This window comes from Sphingomonas sp. ERG5 (assembly GCF_000803065.1).
In the GTDB taxonomy this organism is placed as follows: Bacteria; Pseudomonadota; Alphaproteobacteria; order Sphingomonadales; family Sphingomonadaceae; genus Sphingomonas.
In genome coordinates, this window is the sequence record NZ_JSXI01000053.1 from 43,893 (window position 1) to 69,092 (window position 25,200).

Here is a 25,200-nt window from a genome sequence, read left to right on the forward strand (position 1 = left end):
GTCGTTCTTCCGGATCAGGCCAGGGCGACCATGCCGATTGCGGATCGCGGCCGAGTGAAATGCAGTGCCGACAGCGCCACGCCGAGGGCGCAGAAAAGCGCGGTGCAATAGGCAGTCGCTTCGAAAAAGCGCAGCCAGTCGAACTGGATCGCCGAAAAATTCTTGAGCAACAACAGCCCCACCGTCCCGGCATATCCGCATGAATCGGCGAGATAGATCAGGAAGCCGGCGGTGCCGACCTCGCGGGTGACGGCGATGATCCGATCGAACAGCATCGCATTGAATGGGGTATAGGCCATGTAGAGACCGGCGCCGGCGAGGATCATCCAGCTCGCCGGGCCGAGCCAGCCGCATTGATATGCCAGGGTCGAGCCGCCGATCAGCAGTGCACCGGCCACGATCGCTCCGTGCACGAAAAGCAGCGCGCGGCGATTGTCGCGCACGCCCATCAATGCGCCGAGCGTGACAAGTGAGAACAACGCGACCGGCACCTCGCTCGCGGTGAACATCGTCGCCACATTGCTGTAGCCAAGCGCGTGCCAGATCTCCGCCGCGAAATTGTCGCGGAAATCGCGAAACGCGGTGAGCAGGACATAGGCGATGACCAGCGGGATGATCGCCGCGGCGTGCTTGCGCAGAAAGGCCGCGCGCTGGATCCGGTTCATCGGCGCGCGGGGCGTCCGCTCGGCGCGATCGGCCTCATCGGGCGGAGGCAGCATGGACAGGCCGATCACCGCAACCAGCAGCAGCGGAAAGAACAAGGCGCCAGCGATCGCGGGCATCCAATAATCGGTCACGCCCAGACTAAGCAGCCAGCTGCCGACCGATTTCACGACACCGGAAGAGAGGATGAAACTGGAGCACAGGATCGCGCCGAGCATTTCGGAGGTCCGCCGTCCCTCTACATAACTGTAGACCAGCCCCCAGATCAGCCCGAGTGGCAGACCGTTGAGGAACATCGCAGCGACGTTCCACGGCGCAGGCAGGATCGCGAACAGCACCAATGCGATCCAGGACAGCGCGATCAGGCCGATAATCGCTATGCCGCGATGGGCTTGCCCCATTTCAGAGATCAGCTTGACGCCGATGATCTTCGACAGGGCATAACCCATTACCTGGGCGATGATCAGCGCGATCTTGTAATCGAGGATGAAATGCCAGCTCGAGACATGCTCGAAGGTTGCCGCAGCGAACGGTTTGCGGAACGCATACATCGCGAAATAGGCGGAAAAGGATGCCGTGCCGGCAAACAGGCAGAAAAACACGGAGTGAGCACGCTCGAGGCGGCCGGCGAGCGTCATCGGGCAACCCCCTTTTCGACACCGGGCAAGGGGACGGGGCTCAATGGACGCAAGGTTTCGACGATCGCCATGACCTCGCGGACCAGCGCCGTACGACGTCTATCGGTGAGACAGACGACATAGCCCGAAAGCCTGAAGCCGACCTCCGCACCCTCCACCGGGAGATAGACGATGCGCGGGTCGGGCGGTGCCTCGCATGAGAAGAAGAAACCGACCCCCACGCCCAGCGCCACCGCCTCGCGGATCGCCTCGCGGGTGTGCATCTCGATGGTGGCGACCGGCTCGATTTCCGCCCCTGCGATCAGCGACTGGGAAATCGCCCGGGTTCGCGAGGTTTCCTCGCGGATCAGCAGCGTCTCGCCGTGCAGCGCTGCGATGGGGAAACATGCCGAACCGGCCAATTCATGCCCGGCGGGCAAAGCGATGACGATGCGATCGGCATAGAGCGGCTCATAGGCGAACAGCGTGTCGCCCGGCGGATCGGAGGCGATCGCGACATCGGCCTCGGCCTGCCGCAATTGCTCAATCACTTCGCGCGCATTGCCGATGCGGACGCGGATCTGGACCTTCGGATGCAGCCGGTGAAATGCCGCGACCAGTTGCGCCGCATAGGGCGGCGAGTCGGAAGCGATGCGCAGCGTCGCGCCGTCGAGCCCGACCGCGCCATCCAGCATTTCGCTGATATCCGCACTCGCCGAGAAGAGTTTCTGGCTGAGCCGGAACAATTGCTTGCCCGTCTCCGACAGTTTGAGCGGCGATTTCCGGCTTTCGAACAGAGTAACGCCATGGCGTTCCTCAAGTGCCTTCAGCTGCTGCGAAAGGGTTGGCTGCGACACGTTCAGGCGGCGTGCGGCGCGGCTGACGCTCGCCTCGACCGCGATCGCGTGAAATGCTCTCAGATGCTGGAAATTCACCGACACCCCGGTTCCGAACGAGATCGCTTTAGTCGCCATGGATGTCCGTTTGATGACGTTTGCGATGCCGCGCCAATTGGACCTTTCTATGGGGGGCATAGACGCAATGACTTTGAAGCCGCCGCGACATCCGACCATTGGGCTGCCGCAGGACGGCGGCACGACGCTCCCGTCCCCGAATTTCCTGGGGAGCAGACAACATGCATCGGACCACCAGACAGAGCCTCGCCACGGGCGCGGCCCTGATCGTATTGGCGCTGGCGAGTGCCGCGCACGCGGAGGACAAGCCCGCCGACACGGCGGCGGAATCAGCCGCCGAGGCCCCTGCTGATGACATCGTCGTGACCGCGGCCTCGGTTGCGCGCGGCAACAGCATCGTCAGTGCGGACCGGCTGCGTACGCAGGGCTCGACGCTCAATATCGTCAACGCCATCGCCGATGTGCCGGGCGTGTCGATCCGCGGCTCGGACGCCTATAACTCCGATCCCTGGAGCTATGGCATCAACATTCGCGGGTTCGACGTGAACCTGCGTTCGTCGAAGATCGGCCAGACGATCGACGACATGCCCGCGTACAACGCCTCCTATTATCTCGGCGGCGCACCGGCGCAGAAATATCTGCTCAACGAACTGGTCGGCGAAATCCGCGTCGATCAGGGGACAGCAGGCGTCGGCTCCGCCTCCGCTTCGGCGCTGGGCGGCACGATCGCCTATTATACCCGCGCGCCGTCGGAAGAGATGGGCGGACTGATCTCGGTCGGGATCGGTGACTATAATCTCCGCCGCTATGCCGGTTATGTCGAGACCGGCCGGATCCTCGATGGCACCACGCGCGCCTATATCGGTGGTTCGCGCCTGACGTCGTGCCGCTGGGCCTATGGCTGCGCCGACCAAAGCGGTGCCGATGAATGGCATGGCGAGGCCAAGTTCGTCAGCGAGATCGGCAAATTCTCGATCACTGGCCGCGTTTCATACGACAAGGCGGTCGACGATCCCCTGATCGAGGCATCGCGCAGCTTTCTCGACTCGACCAACGCGCCCGACGGCTCGTCGCCGGTCTGGCTGGGTATCCCCGCAGGCGTCAACGAGAATTGGGCCCATGCCTGGTCAGCACACCGTGAGAATGTGTTCGGCTATCTGAAGTTGAAATATCAGGCGAGCGACAGCATCAGCATCGAAGTCTCGCCTTATTATCATTGGCAAAAGGGCCAGGGCGACTGGGTTCCGCCATATCAGCAGATCGCCCTCGACCCCAATGGCGTCCGCACCATTGCCGGCGGGACCGCACCGGGTGCGTCGCGCAAGAAATCCTATTTCGACTATATCGATGCCTCGGGGCGCCAGCGCCCGGTCATCAAGGGCCTGGACTATACCGACATCGACGGGACCAGGGTGTTGTCGTCCTATTGCTACGATGCGGGCGGCGCGGTGAAGGCGTCATGCGCCCCGGCGCAGACCTATCGCACCAGCCTTTATGGTCATGACCGGTTCGGCTTCACGTCGAAAGTGTCGGCGGAATTCGGCGGCAACCGCATCGAGGGCGGCGTGTGGTACGAACGACTCAATCGCGACTTCGGCCGGCAATGGCATCAAGTGATCGATGCCCGGCGCGGTGCCGCCTATTATAACGATCCGCAGTTGATCGACTTCCAGCAGCATTTCCAGACCAACCAGTGGAAACTCTATCTCGAGGACACGCTGACGCTCGGCAAGCTGACGCTGACCGGGGGCGTGCAGAAATACCTCATCGATATTCGCGGCCAGACCGAGGGCTGGGACGCGTTCGGCAAGCCAGTGGCTCCGCTTGGAACCAAGCTCAACGCCGACTCCAACCTGCTGTTCAGCCTTGGTGCGGTGTATCATGTCGACGATGCGCTACAGGCATTCGCCGGCTTCTCGCAAAATTATGGCGCGGTGGGCGACTGGGCGCTCGAAAAGACCCAGACCGACACCTCGAAACTCAAATCATCGGTCGCCAATGATTATGAGGCCGGCTTGCGCTACAGCAACCGTCGGGTCACCGCCCAGATCACCGGCTATTATATCGATTACCGTCATGCGATCACTTTCTACTCCGCCGACTTCATCGCCGGCGGGCCATCGGGATCGAGCGGCGGGATCAATTATACCGCTGGCACGTCGGGCGCCTATGCCAATACCGGCAAGGGCATCGCATCGCGCGGCGTCGAGGCCAGCCTCGCCTATCGTGTGACGCCCGCATTCGACGTCAACGCGGCCTTCACCTGGAACCGCTCGACCTATCAACAGGCGTTTCTGGGGGGCACCGCCAATGCCGGCACCGACGTGATCGTGGCCAAGGACAACAAGGTGCCGGGCGCGCCCACTACCCTGGTATCGCTTGGCGCCAATTACCACGCCGGTGACTTCCGCGCCGGCATCCGGGCCAAATATACCGGCAAGACACCGGGCGACGCGGTCAACACACCGGCGCTTTACCTGCCGGCCTATACCCTCGTCGACGCCTCGCTCGGTTACCGGTTCAAGCTCGATGACAAGCGCTACCTCGACGCACAGCTCAACGTCACCAATCTGTTCGAGGAGAAATATATCGGCGGAATGCTGGACGAGTTCACCAGACTCTACACGCGTGGCGCACCGCGCACCGTTTCCGCCACCTTGAGCGTGGGTTTCTAACGACTATTGCGCCGGCCGCGCAGGGGGATGCGCGGCCGGCCGCTTTCCTGAGGACAATATCTTGTCAGAGACTATATTCGACGTCGCGATCGTGGGCGCGGGCATCATTGGCCTGGCGCATGCGCTTGCCGCCGCCCGGCTCGGCAAGCGCGTGGTGGTCATTGATCGCGATGCGCAGGCCAATGGCGCATCGATCCGCAATTTCGGTTTCGTGACGGTGACCGGACAGGAACGCGGTCTCACCTGGCGTCGCGCGCGGCGCACCCGCGACATCTGGGCCGAGGTCGCAGCCCAGGCCGGGATCGCGATCGAACAACGCGGACTGATGCTGGTCGCCCAGCGGCCCGAGGCGCTGAACGTGATCCAGGCCTTTGCCGAGACCGAGATGGCGGAGGGCTGCATGGTCCTGTCCGCTGCCGACATGCAGGCACGCTTTCCCCTGCAGGGAACGAGGAACGTGGCGGGGGCATTGTGGAGCCCGCATGACCTGCGCGTCGAATCGCGTACTGCCATCCCCCGTCTGTCCAAATGGCTGGAGGAACGCTGGGGCGTGACCTTCGTACGGCTGACGGCTGTGCGCGAGATCGCCGCACCCGCGATCGTCACCAACAACGGCACGTTTCACGCCGAATTGATCGTGGTCTGCCCGGGTGACGATTTCACGGGCCTTTATGCCGATCGTATCGCCGCGCGCGGCTTGATGCGCTGCCGACTACAGATGCTGCGACTGGCCGATCCGGGGGTGCGCATGCCCGGGGCGCTGATGTCCGACCTCAGCATGGTGCGCTATCTCGGCTATGCCGCGCTCCCCGAGGCGGAGCCGCTGAAAGCGCTGCTCGAAACCCAACAACCGGACCATCTCGCCAACGGCATCCATCTGATCGTCGTGCAGAGTGCGGACGGCTCGCTGGTGGCGGGCGACAGCCACCATTATGCCGCGACTCCCGGCCCATTCGCGTCCGAGGCTGTGGATCGCCTGATCCTCGATGAATATGCGGCGCTGCTCGGCCAGGCGCCGCCAGTGCTGGAGCGCTGGACCGGTACTTATGCCTCGGGCCCCGACCAGAGTTTCGTCGATGCTCCGGAGCCTGCGGTGCGGTTGGTGATGGTCACGAGCGGATCGGGTGCCTCGACCGGTTTCGCGATCGCCGAAGAGGTTGTCGGCAAGTTCTACGACGTCAGCCTGGGAGTGGCGGCATGAGCGATGCGATCAGGGCGGTGGTGTTCGACTGGGCCGGAACGATGGTCGATTTCGGCTGTTGCGCGCCGGTCCGTGCGCTTCAGTCAGTGCTTGCCGAAGCCGGCATCCAGGCGAGCGAAGCCGACATCCGGCGCGACATGGGCATGGCCAAGCGAGCGCATATCGCCCGTCTGCTCGCCATGCCGGAACAGGCAGCGCAGTGGCGGGCGATCCATGGCCGGGCATCCGGCCAGGCCGATATCGACCGGCTCCATGACGCGGTCGAACCGCTGATGATCGCCGCCGCCGCCGAATGCGCCGAGCTCATTCCTGGTGCGGCCGCGACCGTCGAGGCGCTACGCGCGCGCGGTATCCGCATCGGGTCGAACACCGGCTATACCCGCGCGATGATGGCGGCGATCCTCCCACGCGCCGCCGCTCAGGGTTATGCGCCCGACGCCCTGGTTTGCGCCGGGGAAACCGCCGAAGGACGGCCATCGCCGCTGATGCTCTGGCGCGCGCTGGTCGAGCTTGGCGTCTGGCCGGCGGCGGCATGCGTCAAGGTCGACGATGCGCCGGTCGGGATCGCCGAAGGCCGTAACGCGGGCGTATGGACGGTGGGCGTTGCCGCATCCGGCAATGGCGTCGGATTGACCTCCGATCAATTGATGACGCTCACTCCCTCCGAGCGCGGCCGCCGGATCGCCGCGTCGGCAGCCTTGCTCAGGGAAGCTGGCGCCCATGTCGTCATCGACAGCGTTGCCGACCTCTTGCCGGTCCTGGACGAGATCGAGGCCCTCCGCCGAACCGGGAGCCAACCGACGAACTGCGTCAGCCGGAGCGACTGATTTCGTCGGTCGGCGGCCAGTCACCCGCCAGCTCGATCTCGGCCTCCGCAAGGAGCGCCAGCAACTCGAGCAGCAGATGCTTCGTTTATTCGAAATGACGCATATCGTGCCGAAGCGTGTTGTCGGCATCGAGGCAGCTCAGGTGGATAGACATGACCCGCGCACGGCGGAAACCGGAAGAGCGAGGCAATTTCTTCGCGGACAAGATCACTCACCTTCGACACCGCTTCGCCAATTCCTACCGATCGCCCCTTCTCTGCGCCGTGCGCGGATGGCAGGATGGGGTGATGAAACTCTCTTGCCCCCTTCATCAATCCACGCACCCGCGATGATGCGCTGCGCCATCCCGGTGATGATCGCCGCAGCGCTGGCGCTTGGCGGGTGCAATCGCCGCAGCGACGCCGGCCCGGTGATCGTCAGCGCGATCGGAGAGCCGCCACGGCTAAACGACCCGTCGCGCGGCGGCCAGGAACTGCCGAGCCGCCTGCTGCTCGATTCGACGGCGCAAGGGCTGGTGCGCTTCGACGCCGCCGGCCAGATCGAACCCGGCATCGCCGAGCGCTGGATCGTGATCGACGATGGGATGAGCTATATCTTCCGCCTGCGTGATGCGGAATGGAGCGATGGGCGCCAGGTCACTGCCGAGGAAGTGGCCACGGTACTGAGCCGCCAGATCGCGCGCGGATCGCACAATCCGCTGCTGCCATTTCTCAGCGCGATCGACGAAGTGGTCGAGATGACACCCGAGGTGATCGAAGTACGGCTGAAGCGTCCGCGCCCCGATTTGCTCAAATTGTTCGCCCAGCCCGAGTTGGCGGTGTTCCGCACCCGCCCACCCGGCGGCAGCGGCCCGTTTCGGATCGCCACGACGGGCAAGCGCGATGCCATGCTGCATCCGGCCTTCGATCCTGCGCGATCACCGGACGACGACGTTGCCGAACCCGGCCCGGCGGCGAACGTGCGCTTGATCGGCGAACGTGCAGCGCGCGCCGTGCTGCGTTTCGCGGCGCGGGATTCGGACCTGGTCAGCGGCGGCACCTTTGTCGACTGGCCGCTGCTCGCTCATGTCGATGTCGCGCCCGCGAACCGCCGGCTCGATCCGGCGGCAGGCCTGTTCGGGCTGGTCGTGGTCAATCGCACCGGATTCCTCGGCGAGGCACGCAACCGAATCGCCATCGCCGGTGCGATCGACCGAGCCGCGTTGCTGGCGGCCTTCACGACCGACTGGGTTCCGGCCACGCAGCTCTTGCCCGAACAGCTCGATTCGGCCGCGCCGCCCACCATTCCCGGCTGGACAGCCTTGCCGGCCGCGGATCGCTTCAGCGAAGCACGCGCACGCGCGTCGGAATGGCGTGCCGCCAATCCCGGGCCGCTGCAACTGCGCATCGCAATGCCCGCGGGGCCTGGCGCGACCATTTTCTATGCCCTGATCGGCGCCAATCTGCGCAGCATCGGGATCGACACGGTACGGGTCTCGCTCAACGCCGATGCCGATCTGCGGCTGATCGATGCGGTTGCGCCTTATGATAGTGCGCGTTGGTATTTGGGGACGGCATGCGCACCTTGCGGCGAGGACGCTCGGACTGCGATAGAAGCAGCGCGCGAGGCACCCGATGCCGTATCGCGTGCGCGCCACCTGGCCGAAGCCGATACCGCCTTGGCGGCCGATGGCGGTTTCATCCCGATCGCCCGTCCCTTGCGCTGGTCGCTCGTCGCGCTCAGGCTGCGGCAATGGCAAGGGAACTCGCGTGCCTGGCACCCGTTGAATCATCTACGTAGCGACACCAATTGAGGTGACATGGCCAACACGACCCGACTGCACGCCGATGCCGCCGCCAAGATCGCCGGCATGATTCCGATCGGGCGCGACGTCGCCGCGGTGCGTCAGCGCATCGAGGCGATGGAGCATTTGCTCGAAGGGCTGATCACCATTCCCGGTATCAATCGCAAGATCGGTCTCGACGTCATCCTCGACGTGATCCCGGTGGGCGGCGACGTGATCGGATCGGTGATGGGTGCGTGGATGGTGTGGGAAGCACGCAATCTCGGCATGTCGAAGACTCAGATGGCGCGCATGTTCGGCAATGTCGGGGTCGACTTTCTGCTGGGGCTGATCCCGGTCGTCGGCATCATCCCAGACTTCTTCTTCCGCTCCAACACCCGCAACCTGAAGATCATCAAGCGCCATCTCGACCGTCATCATCCCTCGACGGCAATCATCAACAATTAAGGTCTCGCCCCAAGTCCGAACCCGGCACCGTTACCGGCTGCCGCGCCAGATCTTGAGCCGCGCCTTGCCGGACAACCCGCCGCTGCCCGCCTTGCAGCGTTCATAACGGAAGCCCTTGTCGAGGCAGAGCCAGACCTCATCGAGCCAGCCGCGCTTGCCGGTCACCCGGATCGCGCTGGCGGGCAGACCCGGATTGGCCGCCGCGAGCGCCGAGGCGAAGCGCGACACGGTCAGCGGGCGTCGCGACAGGCGATCCATATCTGGATAGCGCAAGCCACCGAACAGCTTGGTCGAGCGCTCGAAATAGGCCGCCGGTGTCGTGCCCATGCAGGTCCCGTGCTTGGCCCATTCATGCTGGATCAGTTGCGCCGAGGGCGTCGAGCATAATGTGCTGCGGATCACGGCGGGCGGCACGATGGGCGTCGCGGTGCAATATTGCGGCCAGGTCTTACCCATGCCGTCGGGCCACAGGCCGTGCAGCGTGAAACCGAAGCGATTACCCGAGCCGCACTGGAACCGCGCCGACGGTTCGCGGCCATTATCGCGGCAATATTGCGGGGCCCAGGTGATCGCGAGCGTATAGCTGCCGATCGGCAGCACGCGTTGCGGCTCGCTGGCCGAGGGCAGGTCCGGGCGTGGATCGGGCACCATGCCCGGCAGGGCGCATTTATAGGCCTGCGCCTGCGCTGCCATTGGCATGCCGATGAGGGCGCAACCGATCAGCAATGTCCCGACACGCGGCATCATGCGACGCTTCCTTCGCCGAACCAGTTTTTTGTATCCGGGCGGAACAGGAACCATATCGACACCGCCTGAAGCAGGTTGCCAGCGACCCCGAGAATGCCGCCAAGGCCAGGCCGATAGGTGCCCGCCGACAACCCGGCGGCCATGAAGCCGACCGCAGCCACCACCAATATGGTCGCGATCCATTTTGCGACTGCGGCGCCCCGGCGCGCGATGAAATACCAGAGAAGCAAAATGATGCCGAACCCGATCACGGTGGCCAGCGGCACGACCCAGCCGATGATCTGCGCGGCCTCCGGAGGGGCCTGCGCGGTCTGCGTGGCCATGAGCGCCTCGGTCTTGGACCAGGACAGCACGGTATTGATCACGCCGAGGGCCAATGCCCCCAGATAGAGGCGCTCGAAAGTCACGATCGATGCCGGCCGGTCCATGCCCGTTCCCCCTTTATTCTCAAATCGCAGATTTAGCCCGATCGCGCGCGCGCGCAACCTGATTTGCGGGCATTGCCCCCGCAACCGTTACAGGGCGGCAAAATCCAGACCGATATCGGCCGCCGGCGCCGACTGAGTCAGGCGCCCCACACTGACATAGGTCACGCCCGTCTCGGCAATGGCGCGAATCGTGTCGAGCGTCACGCCGCCCGACGCCTCGGTCGGCACACGTCCGCCAACCAGAGTGACCGCGCCGCGCAGCATCGGCGGCGCCATATTGTCGAGCAGCAGATGAGTCGCCCCCGCCGCCAGCGCCGGCTCGATCTGGTCGGTCGAATCGACCTCGACGATGATCCGCTCGATCCCCGCCGCCTTCGCCCGCCGCACCGCTTCGCCGACGCCGCCGGCGACCGCGACATGATTGTCCTTGATCATCGCCGCATCCCACAGGCCCATGCGGTGATTGGTCGCGCCACCCATGCGCGTGGCATATTTCTCCAGCACGCGCAGGCCCGGGATGGTCTTCCGCGTATCGAGCAGGATCGCGCCAGTGCCAAGGATCTTGTCGACATAGGCGCGCGTCATCGTCGCGATGCCCGACAGATGCTGGACGGTATTGAGCGCCGACCGCTCGGCGGTAAGCATCGCTCGGCCATTGCCCTCGAGCCGCATCAGGTCGGTGCCGGCAACGACCTTCTGCCCCTCCTCCACCAACAGCTCGATCTTTACGTCATGATCGAGCGCGCGGAAAAAAGCCTGGGCGATCGGCAAGCCGGCGACGGTGATGGCATCGCGGCTATCCATCACACCGGTGAAACGCGCATCGGCCGGGATCACCGCCGCAGACGTAATGTCGCCGATACCGCCCAGGTCTTCGGCAAGGGTCGCGGCGACGAACGCGGCAAGGTCGAAACCGTCAAGCGTGAAGGTCAATGGAGTCTCCGGAACATCTGGCGGCGATTCATGGCCATGTTGCACGGGCCGGTTCGGTTTGAAACAGCGTAGCGATCAATCTGCCGATCCGATTTTCACCGACAGGTCGCCGGCCTTGAGTTCGCCATGGCGGAAATGCCAACCTTACACACCATCCGGTGCGTTGAGCGTCGATTGTCGCGATCCTAGGTCGATTCTCCATTCTCGGCCAAGGAAAGCCTCACATGAAGATCATCGCCTTTGACCGTTTCAGGCCCGGCGTCACCATGGAGACCGTGCAACCCTATCTGCGCGATGAAGTCTCCAATGTGTGGCGGCTGTGGAAGGCGGGAATCGTCCGCGAAAACTACGCGCGCGCCGACGAGCCAGGCGTCGTGATCGTCTTCGAATGCGATTCGGTGGACACGGCGAAACGCTATGTCGCCGACTTCCCCCTGTCGCGTGCGGGGTTACTGGAATGGGACTATATTCCGCTCGACGCGCCTTGGCCGCTTGAAAATCTGTACGATGCGGCCATCGATGTGGCCGAGCCTTTCGACCGGACCATCGGCGCAGGAGAATAGTCACATGAAGCAGTTCAACGGGCTCGCCATTCCGATGTCGCTGGGGGACCTGCTCGACCCGACACAGCTCGCGCTGATCATCTACGACGTGCAGGTCGGTATTTGCAGCCAGATCAGCGGCGGGGGTCAGGTCGTTGCGGCTTGCACGAAAGTACTGGAGGCAGCGCGCGCAGCGGGGGTGCGCACCATCTTCACCCGGCATCTGTCGCTGCCCAAAGCGCTGATGGGATCGACTGCCTATCGCACCGCGATGGCCTGGCAGCGAACCGACGATCCAGCGGCAGTGAAACCCTGGTTCCTGCGCGGCACGCCGGGGTTCGAGATCATGTCCGAATTGGCCCCGAACGAGAATGAGGCGGTGTTCGACAAGATCACCATGTCGGCGTTCGAGGGCACGCCGCTCCACATCACGTTGCGCGATTGCGGGGTGAAGGCAGTTGCTTTCTGTGGCATCGCTATGGAAATCGGCATCGATCCGTCGTTGCGCCACGCCGCCGACCTGGGGTTCGTGCCGATCCTGATCGAGGATGCGTGCGGCCATGGCAATGCGGAGGCAGCGGCGAGATCGGTCGCGGCACTGCGCTTCAACGGCGATACCGTCATCACCGATGTCGCCGCTTTCGTGGCCGGCCTGGGCTGAGCCGCCACCTGCGGGATGAAAGGTGTCTTGCCCGGCGTTGCCGATAATGCGCGCACCCCTTAGGCTGAACGCATAAGAAAATCGTTCAGGAGGAACCCAGATGCGCCGCACCTTTGCCCTGTTGCTTGCCGCCGCTACCCTGCCCATGCTGCCGCTTGCAACGCCGGTCGTCGCGGCGGCGCCGCAAGAGACGGCTGAAAGCGTTTTTGCCGCCCTGTCGGCACGTTATGTTCAGGGCATCGCGCAATTCTCCCCGGTTTATGGCACCACACTTGGCGACCACCGCTTCGACGACCGCATCGGCGATGTCTCGGCGACGGCGCGCGCGCGGCGCATCGCGCACGATAACGCGCTGCTCGCCGAACTCGGCAAGATCGATCGCGCGCAGCTGAGCCGCGAGAATCAGGTCGATGCGGCGTTGCTCGACAATGCGCTGCGCTACGATCTGTGGGACCTCCAGACACTGCAAAGCTGGAAGTGGGATGCGCAGGTCTACAACGACATTGCCGGCACCGCGCTGTACGGCCTGGCTGCGCGCGATTTCGCACCCTGGCCGCAGCGACTCAAGGCGGCGACCGCACGGATGGAGGCAATGCCCGCCTTCCTCGCCCAGGCACGTGCGCAGCTGGTGCCCGCCCGTGTCCCGCAGGTCTTCGCCACCACCGTCGCGAAACAGAATAGCGGCGTGGTCGATATCGCCGAGTCGATGCTCGCACCGCATGCCGGAGAGCTGGCGCCGGACGATCGCAAGCGCTTCGACGCCGCGATCGTCACGCTCAAGTCCGCGGTCGCGGAGCATCAGAAATGGCTCGACACCATATTGGTGCCGCAGGCGAAGGGCGAGTTCCGGCTCGGCGCTGCGCTGTACGATCAGAAGGTGAAATTCGCGCTGGTGTCCACCCTGACGCGACAGGAAATCAAGGCGCGAGCACTCAAGGCGAAGAGCGATACGCGTGCCGAGATGTACGCGCTGTCACGGCAGGTCCTGGCCGGTCTGCTCGGCGGCAACAATTTGTCCGACAAGCCCAGTGCGGAACAGCAGCAGCGTGCGATCGAGGCGGCGCTGGCGCGCAGCTACAATCAGCGGCCCGACCGGACCGGCCTGATGGACAAGGCCAAGGCGACGCTGGCCCAGGCAACCGACTTCGTGCGCGCCAAGGCGCTGGTGACAGTCCCGGACACGCCGGTGAAAATCATCACCATGCCCAAATTCCAGCAAGGCGTTGCGGTGGCCTATTGCGACAGCCCCGGCGCGCTCGAGCAACAGCTCGACACCTTCTACGCCATCTCGCCGATCCCGGACGACTGGACCGATGTTCAGGCGACCTCGTTCCTGAGCGAATATAACAATTATATGATTCAGGACCTGAGCATCCACGAAGCGATGCCGGGCCATTATCTGCAGATCGCGCACGCCAACCAGAACAAGTCGGTGCTGCGCGCGGTGCTGTCGTCGGGGCCGTTCGTCGAAGGCTGGGCGGTCTATGCCGAGGGCATGATGGCCGATGCGAACTATATGGACGGCGATCCGCTGTTCAAACTGACCGTGCTCAAGATGCGGCTGCGCTCGATCACCAATTCATTGCTCGATATCGGCATCCAGACCGAAGGCATGACGCGCGATCAGGCGATGGAGTTGATGACCAAGGGCGCGTTCCAGCAAGAGCGCGAAGCGGCGGGCAAATGGACTCGCGCAAGCCTGGGATCGGCACAGTTGCTGAGCTATTTCACCGGTTATAGCGAGCATATGGCGATGCGCGAGGAAGCGAAGAAGCGGCTCGGCGCGAAGTTCGACCTCAAAACCTATAATGATGCGGTGTTGGCGCACGGATCGCCGCCGGCGCGGTTCGTGCGGCAGCTGATGTTCGACTTGCCGATCGGGTGAGCGGGTCCCGGCCCCGCCAGGGCGCGCAGCGACCCGTCGCTAGTCCGGAACGCGCGTAAGCTGCGTGTAGCTGATCCGCCAGCGATCGCCCCGCTTCACCCAGAAATGGACGATGCGCAGCCGGCGATCGTGGCGGCTGCCATCCTGAGTCCAGTTCAGCCGGAAAACCCCGCCGGTCAGGGCCGTGTCGCCATACACTTTATAGACCGGCTGTTCGACCACATATGGATCGAGTCTGAAGCCCGGCACGGCGAAATCGGCAAGATAGGAGTCCTTGCTCTGGACGCTCGCGTCCGAATTCACGAGCATGTAATCGTCGGTCACGATTGCCGCGAGCGCCGCGATATCGCTGCCGATCGTCGCGCGATTATAGGCGTCGAGCGCACGGGAGAGATCGGCGGGAAGCTGATGCGATTCCGGTGCAGCAGTTGATGTTGCGGCGGACAGGGCGGCCGAAGCGCGCATCGGCAGGGCGATCGCCATCGCTGCGGCGACGACGGCGATGCCGATCGACAAGGGCCGACCGTGAGTCCGTAATCGCATCTTTTCCTCCCTGAGCACTGCCCGGCAATTCTACGCCCGGGCCGCGCCATCGTCGATATCGCTGCGGCTCAGCGTCGTTCGGCGTCAGCTTCGCGACCCGCCCAGGCTCAGCGCCACCGCTTCGGCAATCTTGATCCCGTCGACCGCGGCGGAAAGGATGCCGCCGGCATAGCCCGCCCCCTCGCCCGCCGGGAAAAGTCCGGCGGTGTTGAGGCTCTGCAAATCCTCGCCACGAGTGAAGCGCACCGGCGACGAGGTGCGCGTCTCCACCCCGGTCATCACGACATCCGGATGATCGTAGCCGCGAATTTGCCGGCCAAACACCGGCAGCGCCTCGCGCATCGCGGTGACCGCGAACTCGGGCAAGCACTCTGCCAGATCGGTCATATGCACGCCGGGTCGATAGGATGGGATCACGCTGCCCAGGGCCTCGGACGGTCGCCCGGCCAGGAAGTCGCCAAGCCTCTGCGCCGGCGCCTTGTAGCTCGATCCGCCCGCGACATAGGCAAGCGATTCCCAATGCCGCTGCAACGCGATCCCGGCGAGCGGATCACCGGGATAGTCACGCGCCGGGTCGATCGCGACGACCAGCCCGGAATTGGCGTTGCGCTCGTTGCGCGAATATTGGCTCATGCCGTTCGTCGCGACGCGCCCCTCTTCCGATGTCGCCGCGACCACCGTGCCGCCCGGGCACATGCAGAAACTGTAGACCGTACGGCCATTCTTGCAATGGTGCGACAGGCTGTAATCGGCCGCGCCCAAGATCGGGTGGCCCGCATCGGCGCCGAACCGCGCGGTGTCGATCCAGGATTGCGGATGCTCGATCCGCACCCCGATCGAAAAGGGCTTGGCCTCGACATAAACCCCCGCCGCTTGCAGCATGGTGAAAGTATCGCGCGCGCTATGACCGATCGCGAGCACGACGCGCTCCGCCGCCAGATACTCGCCATTGTGCAAATGCAGTCCGCATATTCTGCGGTCGCCCTGCGCATCGGTGGCGATGTCGAGCCCGTCGACACGGTGTTCGAAGCGATATTCGCCGCCCAGCGCTTCGATCGTCTCGCGCATGCTCTCGACCATCGTCACCAGGCGAAAGGTGCCGATATGCGGATGTGCTTCGGTGAGGATCTCCTCGGGCGCGCCAGCCTTGACGAATTCGGTCAGAACCTTGCGGTCGAGATGACGCGGATCCTTGATCCGGCTGTAGAGCTTGCCGTCGGAAAACGTCCCCGCGCCGCCTTCGCCGAACTGCACGTTGGATTCGGGGTTGAGCACACTGCGCCGCCAGAGGCCCCAAGTGTCCTTGGTGCGTTCGCGCACCACTTTGCCGCGATCGAGGATGATCGGATTATACCCCATCTGGGCGAGAATCAGCCCGGCGAACAGGCCGCACGGACCGGCGCCGATCACCACTGGCCGCGCCGCACCACCTTCGGGCGCCTTGGCGACGAAGCGATAGCTGGTGTCGGGTGTGCGCTGGACATTGCGGTCCTTGCGGAAGCGGGCGAGCACGCCCGCTTCATCCTTCACGTTCACATCGACCGAATAGACCAGCATGATGTTGGTCTTGTCGCGCGCATCATGCGCACGGCGCGCAACGACATGGCGGACCAGCTCACGCGGCGTGATCCGCAGCCGCTTGCAGATCGCGGCAGGCAACGCTTCATCGGGATGATGGAGCGGCAGCGTCAGTTCGGTGAGGCGTAACATGACGGCGGCTTTAGCGGGTGGCGACGCGGCATGCCAATCGCCGGATGCGAGAATGATCCGCTAGGCGTGCCGGAAGCCAAGCAGCACATTGCCCTCGGTCGACAGATAGTTGCGGCCGTAGTCGAACCGCGGCGCATCGGCGAAGAGCAGCCAGTAATATTTCATCTGCTCCGACCACCAATAGCCCGGACAATGATCCGCCTGCACCTTGGTCGTCACATCCGCCATGTCCGCATAGCCATAGCGCGCCTTGTTCCAGCGCTTCATCGCCAGATAATGATCGCGCCCGATCAACCGCCATTCCGGGCGGTGATCGAGCAGCCAATGGTTGAACGCGGCATCGGCCAGTTCGGGACGAAGCGCATTGGTAACGATGGTCGGCTTGCCACTCACATAATCATACCCCTCCGGCAGGATGCCGAACCGGTCCTGCACCGACACCCAGGCCCGGGTATAGGCGGCCCCCGTCTTCCCCGCCCCACCCTGGGCGAGCAAGCCGCCATAAAAGGACGACAGTTCGTCCTGATCGCTGCTCAGCACTGCGCCGGTTTCGAAATCGACATCGGCAAACCACAGCGGGCCGCCCGAACGGACTTGCTGATGCTGCAGGATCGCGGCGGTGCAGACTTTGTACATTGCCTGGCAATCGCGGTCGCCGAACAGCTGCCACGCATCCCACAGATATTCGTAATAGCTGTCCGACGGCGGGCCAACCGTCGCGCGGCGGCTGAGCCACGCGCCGGTGGTCGCATCGATCTTGTCGGCGAGCAGCCCGATCTCCGAGCGCCGCTCATACATCGCGACCAGCGCACGCTTCGCGGCGTCGAAATATTTCGCATCGCCGGTCAGCCGGCTGAGCGTGCCAAGCTCGGCGATATGCGTGCCGGTCTCGGCCGGATTCGTCACCGCATCGCGCACCGCGCCGGTCTTCAGATTGACATAGCGGTACGGCATACCGGTTGGCGTCGCGAAGGCCGGCAGCAACCGGTCGGCCAGATCGCGCGCCTTCGCCAGCAACACCGGATCGCCACAGGCATGATGCGCGGAGAGCAATCCACCGACGAGCCGGATCTCGGTTTCGAACACCGACACTTCACCATCGACATCGAAATCGAGGCTGGTCTTCACCCAATCCAGCGCGGCGGCGAACTCGTCATCGAGCTCCATCACCCATAAAGTGTCCATTGCCTCGATCAGGCTCAGTCCGAGATGCTGCGTCTTGAGCGGGAAACTCTTGCTGCCGCCGGTGATCGGCTTGAAATCATCCTTGCCCCAGGCACGCTCGCGATACTGACCGAAGGCCCATTTCATCTCGGCGCGAACATCCTGGCCGAGCGCGCGCCAGTCGACTGCGAGAGAACGGGCGGCGGCGAGTGCGGGGGTGGAGGTGATGGCTGCTGCGCCCGCACCCTGCAGCAGGAACCGGCGCGAGATGGGGTGTTCGTTCGTCATGCCGTTCTGCCCATACAGCCCCCATCCAGGTCGGGTTGGCGCTGATCAAATGGCGAATGTGAAATTGGCGCACAAGAATGAGCGTCAACCGTTGGTTGGAGCGGGCGCAGCAACTGGGTTCTGAAGCATGTACGGACATTTCGTGATGGAGAATAATTGCTCATTGGACAAAGGAGGTTCAAGAATTTGGAGCTCCTCTCCAGTTATCGATTCCCAAGAGAATGTTAGTATCTCGATACGATTGGATTTTTTTTGATTCTCGAACTGGCGAATTATACGAATATCGATATTCGCGCTGCGCAAAGCACGAATTACCTTTTGCAAATCGTCCGCCGATACATCTCCTGAACAGGATATGGCATTGGTGGGAACGCGCCCCTGCTTAGCAGTGGGTCGCTCAATATAATCTATACCCGCCTGAGATAACGCGGTGCGGACCGTACTTCCGTCAGTTGGCTTTGCATAATAATAGATCTTCGCTGTTGTCCCACGTTTTGCAGCATGGAAAATACCGTTGTCTCCAGATGGTATTTTTGGCTTGGCCGACCCGGAAACGGATCGAGCATCAATCTCCTTTGATGGCAGAATAGAGGGGCTGGCATCCTTTTCGCTAATTGCCCCAGGCTGAATGATTGCAGCGGTGGATGGTAGTATGATATTAGCCCAGCGGGACGGCCAACCGAACATTAAAGCACTTAAAGTAAAAGCCATAACCACAATACTGAACAGGCTTACACTCCAGGTTATCAATTGAGCCTGGCGGGAAAGTTGATTACTTGATCCGGCCGCGACGCTGACGATAAGAAGCAGCACCATCATAAGAATGAACGCGAACAGGACCAAAAATAGAGCCTGTAGATTAACGTCAGGCAGAAAAAAACGTGCTAGTGCCGCCGCAGCTCCCACTCCCGCAAGGCCCAACGCGAATCGTAACACAGGAACGCGGCGAATAGCTTCGCGCAATACCCGCACAGCCGCATGTTCCATTGATGCCATTCCCCAAAACCCCCGCATGCGACGCCCCCCGGGATCGTCGGCACAACATATTGTAGCGGGAGCCATTTATAAATGAAGCGCATTTTACCGTGCTAAGCTGAGTCGGGCTCAGATCACCTCAAGCACTTTCCTCAAAGGTCGCCAGGGCATCCCATCATCGGCCAGCGTGTCGTTCAGTCATATAGCGCCTTGGCGATACGCCGATCACCTTGCGAAACATCGTCACGAAACTGGGGATGCTTTCATAACCGAGATCATTTGCCACCTGCTGGATCGAAGCGCCTCCGGCCAGCCATTTTACGGCAAGCATGACACCGAGCTGTTGGCGCCAGCGGCTGAAACTCATTCCCGTCTCGCGGATGATCAGTCGTGCCAGCGTACGCTCGCTCAACCCCGCGCGCCGCGCCCAGACGTCCATCGTGTCCCGGTCCGCCGGCGTGTCGATCATCAGTTCGACGATCCTGCGAAGGCGGTGATCGAATGGCATCGGCAAGTGGAGATCCTCGACCCGGGCTGACGCGATTTCGTCGAGAAGCACCGTCACCAAGCGCGACTCCGCACCGCCCTCGACATACAGCGCGGGCAGGCTGGCCGAGCGGATCAGGAGCTCACGCAGCAGCGGCGTCACCGAGACCGCGCAGCAAACCTCAGGCAAACGCGAATTCAGGTCCGGTTCGACAAAGGCGTTATAGCCTTCCAGGATACCAGTCACCGTGACGGCATGCAGCGCCCCACCGGGAATCCAGACGGCGCTGCGCGGCGGTACGATCCACAGCCCGCCCTCGACTTCGCAACTGAGCGCACCTCGCTGCACCAGCAGGAACTGGCCCTTTCTGTGGCGATGGAAATCGATTTCGATCTTGCCGACTTCCGCCATCACCAGTCCAACCGTCACGATCGGGCGACGCACGCCGTCCGGATCGAGCCGTTCGGAGTTGGCGGGGGAGACGTGCAAAATTGGCATGATGCGCTTCAGTCTCGCGGCGCTTTGGCGGAAATGAATAACATTCTGTCCGACCTTCGGAATGACGCCACGAACGGATGCCTCTATCGTTGTTGCGAAACTCAGTCGAGGCCGTTTGGGTGGCCAAGGCGCTTGAGGAATTTTCTTTGACCTATGATGTCGTGATTGCCGGAGCCGGCCCTGTCGGCTTGTTTCTCGCCTGTGAGCTGCGCCTCGCAGGCCTTTCGGTTTTGGTACTGGAGCAGGTCGAGGACCCGCGCTCTCCGTTAAAGCGGCTTCCGTTCGGCATGCGCGGCCTTTCGGCGCCCACCATCGAAGCCTTTTATCGTCGCGGCTTGCTGAACGAAGTCGCCGATCCGGACCGTGCAAAAGACGATGCAAGGAGCAGCAACGCCGCGGCTCCCGCGCATTGGCAACAACAACCGCGCCGCCCGGGTGGCCATTTCGCCGGCATCCAGTTCTACGATGAGAATATCGACACCGCGAAATGGCACCATCGCCTGTCTGGGCCAGCCGGCACCAGCATGGCGGTCGAGATGGAGCATCTCGAATCCACCCTTGCCACGCGCGCGGTCGCGATGGGGGTCGAGATCCGGCGCGATCGCGGCGTCGACGACTTCGACCAGTCGGACGAAGACGTGACTCTTCGGGCCGGCGATGAAACGTTCCGCGGACGCTGGCTCGTCGGTTGCGATGGTGGCCGCAGCACAATTCGCAAAGCCGGCGGCTTTGAATTCGTCGGCACCGATCCCGAGTTCACCGGCTATTCCGCCGAGATCGAGCTGGCCGATCCGGACATGCTCCGCCCGGGCCGCCACTACACGCCAACGGGCATGTATACCTATGCCCGTCCCGGAACGATCGCGATGGTCGAGTTTGACGGGGGCGCGTTTCACCGCACGCGGTCGATCACGCAGGACCATGTTCAGGCGGTGTTGCGCCGTGTCTCCGGCACTGACCTTATCGTGACGGCGCTCCGGCTCGCCACCACCTGGACCGACCGCGCCTTCCAGGCGACCGCGTATCGCAAGGGGCGGGTGCTGCTCGCCGGCGACGCGGCGCACATCCATTCCCCCTTGGGCGGCCAGGGGCTCAACCTCGGGCTCGGCGACGCGATGAATCTCGGCTGGAAGCTGGCTTCCACAATCCGTGGCGATGCGCCGGCCGGTCTGCTCGACAGCTATTTGAGCGAACGGCATCCGGTGGGCGCGCAAATTCTCGACTGGTCGCGCGCGCAGGTCGCGCTCATGCGCCCAAGCCGGAGTTCGCGCGCGCTCGAAGCCATTATCCGCGATCTCATCGACACGCGCGACGGCGCGACATATTTCGCCGAACGCATATGGGGTGTTTCGCTCCGCTATGATCTTGGCGGCGGCCACTCCCTGGTGGGCCGCAGCGCGCCCGATTTCGAGCTGGCCGACGGGACGAAGCTCGGCGCCCTCCTCGCGACGGGCAAGGGGCTATTGCTGGATTTCGACGATCGCGCGCCGCTTGGAGCGCTTGCAACGCGCTGGAATGGTCGAATTCAATATGTTGCAAGTGACGCCAGGGACCGGCTGGGTGTAAGCTCAATGCTTGTGCGCCCTGATGGCGTCGTTGCATGGGTGGCCGAGGCCGCGCCCGACCTCGAGGAAGTGGCCCAGGCCATAGCGCGATGGTTCGGCACTCCGGTGCGTTAATGACATGACCGTGGCGCGGCCAACTCAGGATGCCGGGTACGGGATGGCGGGCCGTCATTGCCGCGACATATTAAGGCGTGGACGACTCCGATCGCGACTTTTATGAATGAGCCACCTGTAGCGTAAAGGGAAACCGATGCAGATCGACAAAGACGCAGAGACCGCGCAGACTTCCACTGTGTGCAAGGAAGAATGGCTACAGCCGGAGATCGTGTCCGTTACCCCCATTACGGAAGCGCGCGGCCTTGGCGGAGCCGGGATCGATTTCGCCTCCGAACAAAGCTGATATTTCTACACGCCAATACCGGTTCGGCGGTCTCAATCTCTCATCGGGGACACCCCTGACGGGATTGAGAGGTCTAGATGCTGCGCATGCCGCCGATGCCCGGACTGACGTCCGGCTCGAGATCCACGAACGGCCGCCGCCCTTTCCCGAGCAGATCGTCTACGAATGGGGCGGTCGCTATGCGCTTCGGCTCGGCCGGATCGGGCAGGACTGGTCGTTCGGCTCGCGGTTCGATGGAACGATATTGGTCGCGCCGGACGGACGATCGATCAGTCTGGTTTCCGCAACAAATCCTCTTGGCCCAGGCATGGCCGACATCGTGTCGCGCCGGGTACTGCCGCGCGTGGCGACGCTATTCGGGGGGACGGCGCTTCACGGCGCATCGCTGAGCAAAGGCGATGCCGGGCTCTTGCTGCTCGGATCCTCCGGCGCAGGCAAGTCAACCACCACCGCCGCGCTCGCGGCCGCCGGCTGGCATATTCTCAGCGACGATATCTCAATTGTGCGGAACGACGGTGCGCCGCAGCTCGAACCCTGCACAACGGGCGTCTGCGTCTGGCCTGACTCGCTCGCGGCACTGGGACTGGATCTGTGGGCCTGCACGAGCATGGCAGGCTATGACGGCAAGATGCGCTACGATCCGGAGCTAGCCCACAGGATTTCCCCGGCACGGTTCAGCGCCTGCATCCTGCTGCAAAGATCGCCCAACGCCACAGCAATACGTGTGGAGCGCCTCAGCCAGGCGGAGGCGCTGATATCGGCCATTCGCCAGCTTGTCGTGTTCAACCCCGCCGGACCACATGAGGATCGGGCGCTTCAGGTGAGCCGGCTCAACGCCATCATGTCGAAAACACCCGCTTTCCGTCTGGTTTATCCCGCGGGCTATGCCGTTCTTCCGGCGATCGCCGACCAGCTGAGCGAAGTCCTGCACCAGGGTTAGATGATTTTAGGTGACCTTCCGTCATCCCCGCGAAAGCGGGGCTGACGGGGGGAGTGCACTTACAGTCACCCACTCCCAACAGGCACACCCCGCAAGACCGAGCCGTCAGTCCTGCTCGACTACAATCAGCTTATGCTCGCGCATATCCACCATCCACGCCTCGATTTGTGCAGCGCACAGCTCCGGCGTCACCTCGTAGCGATCCAGCACCAGCGCGCACAGGCCGGATACCGTGTTCGGCGTGTCGAGCAGATCCCAGATCCCCGCCGCCGTCCGATTGAGTTCGAGAAAATTGCCGCTCGCGACATCCATGATCATCGCGCCGTCATCGAGTGGCGCGGTGATCAGATCCGGTGTGCGGCGAACCCGTATCTCACTCATCGACCGGCCTTCGCATCGTGTTACGACCGAAGCTTAAAGGCATTTTCGAGCCAGATGTCCACCGCAACGCAAGCCCAGATGCCGGTCAGAAACGGATTGGGAGCAGGGCCGGCAAGACCGGAATTCCGCCATGCGCGGTGTCCGGCGAAGAGCTGGCCGACAACGGCGCCATCGACCCATCCCATTCGGGCCGCAAGCAGCTCCGTCGCTGGCCGCTGGTCGAAATACTGTGCCGTCGCATCGATGATCGGGGCGGCAAATCCCGCCTTGTCGCGCCGCGTCCTGATCGGCTCGGGCAAGGTGTTCCGCATCGCCTCGCGCAACAGGTGTTTGCGCTGGCCATCCCGCAACAACATCCCGCCGGAAGCGCCCATGAAAAACCGCACCAGACGAAGATCGTGAAACGGGTGACGCAGCTCCACGCCGTGGCGCGCAACACAGGCAAGGACCGGATCGAAGACAAGTTCCCGATGCGCCGGCGCCAGCGCCGCGGACCGCCGCTTCTGGGCGAAACCGGGCAGATCATCTCCGTGCGATTCCGCACGCCAGCGCTCTGCCAAGCCGACCTGCCCGGCCCATTCCGTCCGTATCCAGGGCGGCAGGGGCGTAGCGGGATCGACAAAGGGCCAAACGGCTCTACGCCGCCGTCGCTCGCTGACGATCGGACCAATGCCCTGGGCCAGGACGCGACGGGCATTGCCGACAAAGGACCGGTCCAGCCCATGCGGAAATCCTTCTCGCAACAGGCTGCCGACTTGCCCGGACAGGAACAGGTCGGGCCAATGCGCATGGGAGCCGTTCATCCAGTCATCGCCGCCCTCCCCGGTCAACAGGACGCGCTCGCCCAGTTGTTGCATCAACCGGCAGGCCGATAGAGTCGGGCCGAGCGAATTTGGCCGCACGGGAAAAAGAAGCGTGTCGGCGCACCAGCTACGGCTCGCGTCGATATCATGGGCGGAGTCTGCGACAATCCTGGCCGAAATCCCGAGATGCCGTTCGACCAGCGCGCTCCAGCGCGTCTCGTCATGCGGTTCGCCGGGATAGCGGGCGCTGATCGCACCAGGCGGCCGATCAATCCGTCCGGCTCGATGCAGCTCGGTCGCCCGACACATGATGGCCGATGAATCCAGCCCGCCGGACAAATGCGCCGCGACCGGTACGTCGCTCCGCAGGCAGGCGATCAGCGCCTGATCGAACAATATGTTGAAGCGCTCGACATGCTCATGCTCGGAAAGGCGCGACAGATCCTCATAGACATCATCGTACCAACGCCATGTCCGCACATGGCCACGCTCGAAAGACAGCGCGCCGCCGGGCGCGAGGCGGAATATGCCCTGCCACGGCGTTTCGGTCCGGCTGACGAAGCGGGCGGAGAGTATCTCCCCCAACAATCCCTGATTGAGCGCGAGAGCATGGCTCAGTCCGACCGTCAGGCCTCGCGGCTCGGTGGCAAAGGCGAAACTGGATCCGTTGAGCGTCCACAGCAGCGGCCTCCACCCCGTCGCCGATCGCGCGCATAGCAAACGCCGTTCCTGCTCCTGCCAGATCGCCAGGGCAAAATCGCCGACCAGTTCCTGCAGGAAGCGCTCGCCGAGCCGACCGAACAAGGCCAGCGCGATATGCGCGTCGGGGGCCGATCGCAGCGTGTTCCCATTGTCGCCGAGAAGACCCAGCAATTGCTCGCGATTGTCGAAACGTCCATCGAAGCAGATCGTGGCGTCGACCGCTTGCCCCGCCATTTGGTGATGAATGCTGTATCGCGACGCACCGGCCAGGCCTGCCGGCCCGTCATGCCAGAGCTGCGCATGGTCGTCGCCGGGTATCGGCAACGTGGCGGCCATCTCGTGCAGGAGCGAGGACTCGACATCGCAGCCGTCGCCGCGGATGACGCCCGCTATCGCTCCCATCGCGCTCACGCCCTCCGTT

The 25,200-nt window shown here is 63.5% G+C and carries 23 protein-coding genes; 11 read left to right on the forward strand and 12 right to left on the reverse strand.

Annotation, left to right across the window (positions count from 1 at the left end):
- Window positions 1-14: 14 nt before the first annotated feature.
- Window positions 15-1,301 (reverse strand): DUF5690 family protein, encoded by a 1,287-nt coding sequence (locus tag OO12_RS17470; RefSeq protein ID WP_034160010.1) that lies wholly within the window; start codon window positions 1,299-1,301, stop codon window positions 15-17.
- Complete coding sequence (locus OO12_RS17475) at window positions 1,298-2,254, reverse strand: LysR substrate-binding domain-containing protein (RefSeq protein ID WP_235364849.1); 957 nt, start codon at window positions 2,252-2,254, stop codon at window positions 1,298-1,300. Before OO12_RS17475 ends, OO12_RS17470 begins: the two co-directional genes overlap by 4 nt.
- 161 nt (window positions 2,255-2,415) lie before the next feature.
- On the opposite strand from OO12_RS17475, the gene OO12_RS17480 reads away from it, so the two are divergent.
- From OO12_RS17480 to OO12_RS17500, 5 genes are all read left to right on the forward strand, one after another.
- Window positions 2,416-4,869, forward strand: a complete 2,454-nt coding sequence (locus OO12_RS17480; protein WP_034160011.1) for a TonB-dependent receptor — start codon at window positions 2,416-2,418, stop codon at window positions 4,867-4,869.
- Window positions 4,870-4,930: 61 nt separating this feature from the next.
- Window positions 4,931-6,070: a TIGR03364 family FAD-dependent oxidoreductase gene (locus tag OO12_RS17485; RefSeq protein WP_034160012.1), complete on the forward strand. Its 1,140-nt coding sequence runs from the start codon at window positions 4,931-4,933 to the stop codon at window positions 6,068-6,070.
- Window positions 6,067-6,897: a phosphonoacetaldehyde hydrolase gene (gene phnX, locus OO12_RS17490; RefSeq protein WP_034160013.1), complete on the forward strand. Its 831-nt coding sequence runs from the start codon at window positions 6,067-6,069 to the stop codon at window positions 6,895-6,897. The genes OO12_RS17485 and phnX overlap by 4 nt, the downstream gene beginning before the upstream one ends.
- Before the next feature lie 328 nt (window positions 6,898-7,225).
- Window positions 7,226-8,689 (forward strand): ABC transporter substrate-binding protein, encoded by a 1,464-nt coding sequence (locus tag OO12_RS17495; RefSeq protein ID WP_034160014.1) that lies wholly within the window; start codon window positions 7,226-7,228, stop codon window positions 8,687-8,689.
- 6 nt (window positions 8,690-8,695) lie between these two features.
- Window positions 8,696-9,127, forward strand: a complete 432-nt coding sequence (locus OO12_RS17500; RefSeq protein ID WP_034160015.1) for a DUF4112 domain-containing protein — start codon at window positions 8,696-8,698, stop codon at window positions 9,125-9,127.
- Window positions 9,128-9,157: 30 nt separating this feature from the next.
- Here OO12_RS17500 and OO12_RS17505 read toward each other — a convergent pair whose 3' ends face one another.
- The 3 genes from OO12_RS17505 to nadC are packed head-to-tail and all read right to left on the reverse strand — an operon-like array spanning window position 9,158 to window position 11,235.
- Window positions 9,158-9,871 carry a ribonuclease T2 family protein gene (locus tag OO12_RS17505; protein ID WP_034160055.1) on the reverse strand — a complete coding sequence of 238 codons (714 nt, stop codon included), beginning with the start codon at window positions 9,869-9,871 and terminating at the stop codon, window positions 9,158-9,160.
- The gene (locus OO12_RS17510; RefSeq protein WP_235364850.1) at window positions 9,871-10,359 is read right to left on the reverse strand and encodes a hypothetical protein; all 489 of its coding nucleotides are present in this window, start codon (window positions 10,357-10,359) and stop codon (window positions 9,871-9,873) included. Before OO12_RS17510 ends, OO12_RS17505 begins: the two co-directional genes overlap by 1 nt.
- Before the next feature lie 30 nt (window positions 10,360-10,389).
- Complete coding sequence (gene nadC / locus OO12_RS17515; protein WP_034160017.1) at window positions 10,390-11,235, reverse strand: carboxylating nicotinate-nucleotide diphosphorylase; 846 nt, start codon at window positions 11,233-11,235, stop codon at window positions 10,390-10,392.
- A gap of 224 nt (window positions 11,236-11,459) precedes the next feature.
- On the opposite strand from nadC, the gene OO12_RS17520 reads away from it, so the two are divergent.
- The 3 genes from OO12_RS17520 (at window position 11,460) to OO12_RS17530 (ending at window position 14,323) form a co-directional block, all read left to right on the forward strand.
- Window positions 11,460-11,798 (forward strand): hypothetical protein, encoded by a 339-nt coding sequence (locus OO12_RS17520; protein ID WP_034160018.1) that lies wholly within the window; start codon window positions 11,460-11,462, stop codon window positions 11,796-11,798.
- A 4-nt stretch (window positions 11,799-11,802) separates the two neighbouring features.
- Complete coding sequence (locus OO12_RS17525) at window positions 11,803-12,438, forward strand: cysteine hydrolase family protein (RefSeq protein ID WP_034160019.1); 636 nt, start codon at window positions 11,803-11,805, stop codon at window positions 12,436-12,438.
- Window positions 12,439-12,538: 100 nt separating this feature from the next.
- On the forward strand, window positions 12,539-14,323 hold the full coding sequence (locus tag OO12_RS17530; RefSeq protein ID WP_034160020.1) for a DUF885 domain-containing protein: 1,785 nt from the start codon (window positions 12,539-12,541) through the stop codon (window positions 14,321-14,323).
- Between the two features lie 39 nt (window positions 14,324-14,362).
- Here OO12_RS17530 and OO12_RS17535 read toward each other — a convergent pair whose 3' ends face one another.
- The 5 genes from OO12_RS17535 to OO12_RS17550 all read right to left on the reverse strand — a co-directional run bounded on the left by OO12_RS17535 (window position 14,363) and on the right by OO12_RS17550 (window position 19,988).
- On the reverse strand, window positions 14,363-14,866 hold the full coding sequence (locus tag OO12_RS17535; protein WP_082006614.1) for a nuclear transport factor 2 family protein: 504 nt from the start codon (window positions 14,864-14,866) through the stop codon (window positions 14,363-14,365).
- Between the two features lie 84 nt (window positions 14,867-14,950).
- Window positions 14,951-16,576, reverse strand: a complete 1,626-nt coding sequence (locus OO12_RS17540) for an NAD(P)/FAD-dependent oxidoreductase (RefSeq protein WP_034160021.1) — start codon at window positions 16,574-16,576, stop codon at window positions 14,951-14,953.
- A 60-nt stretch (window positions 16,577-16,636) separates the two neighbouring features.
- On the reverse strand, window positions 16,637-18,028 hold the full coding sequence (locus OO12_RS17545) for a glycoside hydrolase family 47 protein (protein WP_034160022.1): 1,392 nt from the start codon (window positions 18,026-18,028) through the stop codon (window positions 16,637-16,639).
- 84 nt (window positions 18,029-18,112) lie between these two features.
- Window positions 18,113-19,015, reverse strand: coding sequence for a hypothetical protein (locus tag OO12_RS28135; protein WP_152616497.1), 903 nt, complete (start codon window positions 19,013-19,015; stop codon window positions 18,113-18,115).
- Window positions 19,016-19,178: 163 nt separating this feature from the next.
- A complete protein-coding gene (locus OO12_RS17550; RefSeq protein ID WP_034160023.1) occupies window positions 19,179-19,988 on the reverse strand; it encodes an AraC family transcriptional regulator in 810 nt (269 codons plus the stop codon).
- Window positions 19,989-20,134: 146 nt separating this feature from the next.
- On the opposite strand from OO12_RS17550, the gene OO12_RS17555 reads away from it, so the two are divergent.
- The 3 genes from OO12_RS17555 to OO12_RS17560 all read left to right on the forward strand — a co-directional run bounded on the left by OO12_RS17555 (window position 20,135) and on the right by OO12_RS17560 (window position 22,893).
- A complete protein-coding gene (locus OO12_RS17555) occupies window positions 20,135-21,667 on the forward strand; it encodes an FAD-dependent monooxygenase (RefSeq protein ID WP_235364851.1) in 1,533 nt (510 codons plus the stop codon).
- A 136-nt stretch (window positions 21,668-21,803) separates the two neighbouring features.
- Window positions 21,804-21,953 (forward strand): hypothetical protein, encoded by a 150-nt coding sequence (locus tag OO12_RS28650; protein WP_160296835.1) that lies wholly within the window; start codon window positions 21,804-21,806, stop codon window positions 21,951-21,953.
- Between the two features lie 64 nt (window positions 21,954-22,017).
- Window positions 22,018-22,893, forward strand: coding sequence for a hypothetical protein (locus OO12_RS17560; RefSeq protein WP_034160025.1), 876 nt, complete (start codon window positions 22,018-22,020; stop codon window positions 22,891-22,893).
- A 105-nt stretch (window positions 22,894-22,998) separates the two neighbouring features.
- On the opposite strand, the gene OO12_RS17565 is transcribed toward OO12_RS17560, so the two are convergent.
- Together OO12_RS17565 and OO12_RS17570 are read right to left on the reverse strand one after the other, a co-directional pair.
- Window positions 22,999-23,274 carry a PqqD family protein gene (locus OO12_RS17565; protein WP_034160026.1) on the reverse strand — a complete coding sequence of 92 codons (276 nt, stop codon included), beginning with the start codon at window positions 23,272-23,274 and terminating at the stop codon, window positions 22,999-23,001.
- Window positions 23,275-23,294: 20 nt separating this feature from the next.
- Window positions 23,295-25,181 (reverse strand): asparagine synthetase B family protein, encoded by a 1,887-nt coding sequence (locus OO12_RS17570; RefSeq protein ID WP_034160027.1) that lies wholly within the window; start codon window positions 25,179-25,181, stop codon window positions 23,295-23,297.
- Window positions 25,182-25,200: the final 19 nt, after the last annotated feature.